General features: G+C 71.8%; 6 protein-coding genes and 1 pseudogene. 3 read left to right on the top strand and 4 right to left on the bottom strand.

What is annotated here, in order from left to right; genetic code table 11:
• Window positions 1–263: 263 nt before the first annotated feature.
• Window positions 264–776: pseudogene (locus A6Q79_RS05385) on the top strand (YbhB/YbcL family Raf kinase inhibitor-like protein); the annotation flags it as partial.
• Here the strand turns inward: A6Q79_RS05385 and A6Q79_RS05380 are convergent.
• From A6Q79_RS05380 to A6Q79_RS05370, 3 genes are all read right to left on the bottom strand, one after another.
• A complete protein-coding gene (locus A6Q79_RS05380) occupies window positions 745–1,842 on the bottom strand; it encodes an SPFH domain-containing protein (protein ID WP_317696933.1) in 1,098 nt (365 codons plus the stop codon). The pseudogene A6Q79_RS05385 and the gene A6Q79_RS05380 sit on opposite strands and share 32 nt — an antisense overlap.
• Before the next feature lie 2 nt (window positions 1,843–1,844).
• Window positions 1,845–2,294 (bottom strand): NfeD family protein, encoded by a 450-nt coding sequence (locus A6Q79_RS05375; RefSeq protein WP_202967652.1) that lies wholly within the window; start codon window positions 2,292–2,294, stop codon window positions 1,845–1,847.
• Window positions 2,295–2,372: 78 nt separating this feature from the next.
• Window positions 2,373–3,179, bottom strand: coding sequence for an ABC transporter ATP-binding protein (locus A6Q79_RS05370; protein WP_317696928.1), 807 nt, complete (start codon window positions 3,177–3,179; stop codon window positions 2,373–2,375).
• 125 nt (window positions 3,180–3,304) lie between these two features.
• Between A6Q79_RS05370 and serB the strand changes: the two genes are divergently transcribed.
• Complete coding sequence (gene serB, locus A6Q79_RS05365; protein WP_289016720.1) at window positions 3,305–4,549, top strand: phosphoserine phosphatase SerB; 1,245 nt, start codon at window positions 3,305–3,307, stop codon at window positions 4,547–4,549.
• A gap of 6 nt (window positions 4,550–4,555) precedes the next feature.
• Here the strand turns inward: serB and A6Q79_RS05360 are convergent, their stop codons facing one another.
• Entirely contained in the window at window positions 4,556–4,771 is a 216-nt protein-coding gene (locus A6Q79_RS05360) for a dodecin (RefSeq protein ID WP_067857604.1), read from the bottom strand.
• Window positions 4,772–4,848: 77 nt separating this feature from the next.
• Here A6Q79_RS05360 and A6Q79_RS05355 point away from each other — a divergent pair.
• Window positions 4,849–5,087: DUF3099 domain-containing protein (locus A6Q79_RS05355; protein WP_317696923.1), on the top strand; the 239-nt coding region annotated here is incomplete at its 3' end.

Here is a 5,087-nt window from a genome sequence, read left to right as displayed (position 1 = left end):
CGTCGACGCGCGCAGGCTCGCTGCGCAGGACGGTGGTCACGCCTGGTGCTCCTGGGGGGGGTGGAGGACGGCGCGTCGGTGGACGGGCCTCGAGAACTCTGACAGCGCGCGACGGCGTCCGGAGCGTCTGCGGTGAACGGGTGATGAATGGTCGGCGAGCACTCGGGGGAACGTGTCGTCGGCCCGTCCCGGGACCTGCGCCGCGCGCCCGGCAGGCCCGCGGTCGCGCTGCAGGAGGAGGTCCGCGTCGCTAGCGTGGGCCCATGAGTCTCGAACGTCCCGTCACCCCCGACCCCTACCCGCTGCTGCCCGGCGCGGCGTCGTTCTCGGTCACGAGCGACGACGTCACCGACGGCGCCCCGCTCAAGGACGACCAGGTCAACGCCCACGGGGACACGTCGCCGCAGCTGTCCTGGAGCGGCGCCCCCGAGGGCACGCAGTCCTACGTCGTGACCTGCTACGACCCCGACGCCCCGATCGTCTCGGGCTTCTGGCACTGGACGGTCGTCGACATCCCGGCCGACGTCACCTCGCTCGACGCCGGTGCCGGCGCGAGCGACGACACGCTGCCCGAGGGCGCCTTCCACGTCCGCAACGACGGCGGCGGCAAGAACTTCATGGGGGCTGCGCCGCCGGAGGGCGACCAGCCGCACCGCTACTTCTTCGTGGTCCACGCGGTCGGCGAGGAGAAGCTCGGGGTCGACGGTGACGTCAGCCCCGCGGTCGTCGGCTTCAACCTGGCGTTCAAGACGCTCGGCCGCGCGATCGTCCAGGGACGACCGGGTCGGCGGTGCCGCCACCGGTCCCGACCCCGGGCTTCTCGGCGGCCTTCGCGGCCTCGAGCGCCGCCTCGACGGCGGCTTGGGTGCCGGCCGAGGACTCTCCCGTCTCGACGGGCTCGTCGAGGTCGACGCGGGTGCGGCTGCCTCCGCCGTCGACGGGGATCGTGCCGAGCTGGTTGCCGAGCGTGCCGAGTGCCTTGGTGAGCTCGGCCGGGATGATCCAGGTCGAGGCGTTCTCGCCGCTGGCGATCTTCGGCAGCGTCTGCAGGTACTGGTAGGACAGCAGCTTCTGGTCGGGGTTGCCGTCGTGGATGGCCTGGAAGACCGTCTCGATGGCGCGGCCCTCGCCCTGCGCCGTCAGGATGGCGGCCTGCTTCTCGCCCTCGGCCGACAGGATCGCGGCCTGCTTCTCGCCCTCGGCGGTCAGGATGGCGGCCTGCTTCTGGCCCTCGGCGGTGAGGATGGCACTCTGGCGGTCGCCCTCGGCGGTGAGGATGGCGGCGCGCTTGTCGCGCTCGGCACGCATCTGCTTCTCCATCGCGTCGATGATCGACGGCGGCGGGTCGATGCCCTTGAGCTCGACGCGGTTGACGCGGATGCCCCACTTGCCGGTGGCCCCGTCGAGCTCGCCGCGCAGGCCGGAGTTGATCTGGTCGCGGCTCGTGAGCGCGTGCTCGAGGCTCATGCCACCGATGATGTTGCGCAGCGTCGTCATGGTGAGCTGCTCGATGGCCTGGATGTAGTGGGCGATCTCGTACGTCGCGGCCACGGGGTCGGTCACCTGGAAGTAGATGACGGTGTCGATGGAGACCGTCAGGTTGTCCTCGGTGATCACCGGCTGCGGCGGGAACGAGACGACCTGCTCGCGCAGGTCGATCATGTAGCGCACCTTGTCGATGAACGGGACGACGATGTTCAGGCCGGCCGAGAGGGTGGTGCGGTACTTGCCGAACCGCTCCACGATGCCGGCGCGGGCCTGCGGGACGATCTTGATCGTCATCGTCACGACGACGACGGCGAGGATCGCCAGCAGGACCAGGAAGATGGTCAAGGCGGTCATGCTCAGGACTCCTTCGGGGTGATGACGGCGGTGGCGCCGTCGATGCGGGTCACGACGACCTCGGCTCCAGGCGCCACCTCGGCGTCGCCCTCGGTGCGGGCCGACCACACCTCGCTGGCGAGGGTGATCCGGCCGCCGAACGGGCCGACCGGCTCGAGCACCACGCCGGTCCGACCGACGAGGGCGTCGTGGCCGGTGGTGAGCGTCGGGCCGGCGTGCAGGCGGGCGACCATGGGTGGTCGGGCGAAGAACAGCAGCCCGACGCCGACGACGCCGAACGCGAGCATCGCCACCCAGAAGGGCGCACCCAGCGCGCTGGCGACCGCGCCCGCGAGCGCACCGATCGCGAACATGAGCAGCACGAGGTCGAGGCTCAGCAGCTCGGCGACCGCCAGCAGGACGGCGACACCGACCCAGGTGACCCAGGCGTTCTCCGTCATCCACTCGATCATCGGTGGTCTCCTCTCGTGACGGCGCTGTCGCGCACACGCGTCGGGCGCGTCACGCTACCAGCCACGTGAGGCACGACGTCAGCGCAGCGCTCGTCGACCGTACTGCGCGCGCCGGGCCGCGTAGCGACCGTCGACGTGGTCGAGCTCGAGGCGCATCCCGAACGTGCTGCCAAGATTCTCCGCGGTCAGCACCTCGGCGATCGGACCCCGCGCGACGACGGCGCCGTCGCGCAGCAGGAGCACGTGCGTGAAGCCCGGTGGGATCTCCTCGACGTGGTGGGAGACCATCACGAGCACGGGTGCGCCAGGGGTCGAGGACAGCACGTCGAGGCTGGCCAGGAGGTCCTCGCGGGCCCCGAGGTCGAGCCCGGCGCCCGGCTCGTCGAGCAGCAGCAGCTCGGGGTCGGTCATCAGCGCGCGGGCGATGAGCGACCGCTTGCGCTCGCCCTCGGAGAGCGTCCCGAAGGTGCGGTCGGCGAGGCCGGTGATGCCGAGCTCGCCCATGATCTGGCGGGCGCGCTGCACGTCGTCCTCGTCGTAGGTCTCGCGCCAGCGTCCGGTCACCGCGTGCGCGGCGGACAGCACGACGTCCTCGACGCGCTCCACCGGCGGGATCCGGTCGGCGACGACGGTCGCGCCGTGCCCGATCCGGGTGCGCAGGTCGAAGACGTCGGTGGCGCCGAGGCGCTCCCCCAGGATCTGCGCGCTGCCCGACGTCGGGTGCAGGTGTGCGCCGACGACCTGCAGCAGCGTGCTCTTGCCGGCGCCGTTGGGGCCGAGCACGACCCAGCGCTCGTCGTCGTGCACGGTCCAGGAGACGTCGTCGAGCAGGCGCTTGCCGGGCCTGACCACGCTCACCGAGTCGAGCTGGAACGCGGTGGCCATGCGGGGTCTCCTGCTGCTGGTCGGACCGGACGACGGCGCGCTCGCACCGGGGCGAGCGCGCTGTGTCCAACCTATCGTGGCGTCCCGCGTCGCCGACGGGCGGTCGGGCGATAGCCTCGGTCCCGATGACCGCCCACGTGCCGGCCGTGCACCTCACCTCGCCCACCCTGCTGCTGACCCTGACGGGACCCGACCGCAGCGGCGTCTCGACGAGGCTGTTCGCGTCGCTCGAGCCGTTCGAGGTCGAGGTCGTCGACGTCGAGCAGCTCGTCGTCCGCGGTCGTCTCGTGCTGAGCGTGCTCGTGTCGCTGCCCGACGACCCGCGGGCGCTGGAGGACGCCGTCCGCGCCACCGCCACGGAGCTCGACATGGTGGTCGAGGTCGAGCACGGGGTCGGCGACAACCGTCCGCGTCGCGTGGGCCGCAGCCAGGTCACGCTGCTCGCCCACCCCCTCCGTCCGGCAGCGATGACGGCGCTGACCAGCCGCATCAAGGCGGCGGGCGGCAACATCGACCGCATCCTGCGTCTGGCCCGCTACCCCGTCACGGCGCTGCGCCTGGAGGTCTCCGGGGCCGACCCCGACGTCCTGCAGGTCGAGCTCGCGGCGGCCGCCTTCGAGCACGGCGTCGACGTGGCCGTCGAGGAGCGCGGCATCCTGCGCCACGCCCAGCGGCTCGTCGTGATGGACGTCGACTCCACGCTCATCCAGGGCGAGGTCATCGAGATGCTCGCCGAGCACGCCGGCTGCGCCGACGAGGTCGCGGCGGTCACGGAGTCGGCGATGCGGGGCGAGATCGACTTCGAGGAGTCGCTGCGCCAGCGCGTGGCCCGGCTCGAGGGCGTGCCGGCGTCGGCGCTCGACGACGTCTACGCGGCCCTGGAGTACACGCCCGGCGCGCGCACGATGGTGCGCAGCCTCAAGCGGCTCGGCTACCGGTTCGCGCTCGTCAGCGGCGGCTTCACCCAGATCATCGAGCGCATCGCCGACGACCTGGGCATCGACTACTGGGCGGCGAACGAGCTGGAGGTCGTCGACGGCCGACTCACGGGCGGCGTCGTGGGTGCCGTGGTGGACCGGGCCGGCAAGGCGGAGGCGCTGCGCCGCTTCGCCGCCGAGGCGCGCATCGGGCTGAAGAACACGGTGGCGGTCGGCGACGGGGCCAACGACCTCGACATGCTGGCCGCGGCGGGGCTGGGCATCGCGTTCAACGCCAAGCCGATGGTCCGCGACCAGGCGCAGACGTCGGTCAACGTGCCGTACCTCGACTCGGTCATGTACCTGCTCGGCATCACGCGCGAGGAGGTCGAGGCCGCCGACGCGGCCGAGGAGGAGCCGACGGGCCCGGCGGCGTCGCAGCCGGGACCCTGACGGGGTCTACTCGTCGTCCTCCAGGCGGAAGCCGATCTTCATCGTCACCTGGTAGTGCGACACGTCGGTGTCGGTGATGGCGCCGCGGATGCCCTCGACCTCGAACCAGTCGAGGTGGCGCAGGGTCTGGCCGGCGCGCTGGATGCCGTTCTCGATGGCCTGGGTGACGCCCTCCGGGGAGGTGCCGACGATCTCGGTGACGCGGTAGGTGCGGTTGCTCATGACAGCATCATGCCGGTGTCCTCCTCCTCACGTCCCGGCGCCCGGCGGGTCCGCCTGACGCGACGTACGCTGGAGAGGTGAAGCACACACCGCCGAAGGGCTCGTCGACCGGCTCCGCTGGCAGCCGCGACGAGCAGGTCTACTCGATCACCTCGGCCAGCGAGGGGCACAGCGACGAGCTGGGGTCCCGCGAGCTCCGCTACGCCCTGAGCATGGGCGTGCGCACCCTCTGCTTCATCGGGGCCGTGATCGCCTGGAACCACGTCATGTGGCTCGCGATCGTGCTCCTGGTGGGCGCGGTCTTCCTGCCCTACAC

Source organism: Aeromicrobium sp. REDSEA-S32_B7 (assembly GCF_001626145.1).
GTDB classification, from domain to species: domain Bacteria; phylum Actinomycetota; class Actinomycetes; order Propionibacteriales; family Nocardioidaceae; genus Aeromicrobium; species Aeromicrobium erythreum.
The sequence above is the reverse complement of the archived record's forward strand: the minus strand, read 5'-3'. Positions and strand labels throughout refer to the sequence as shown.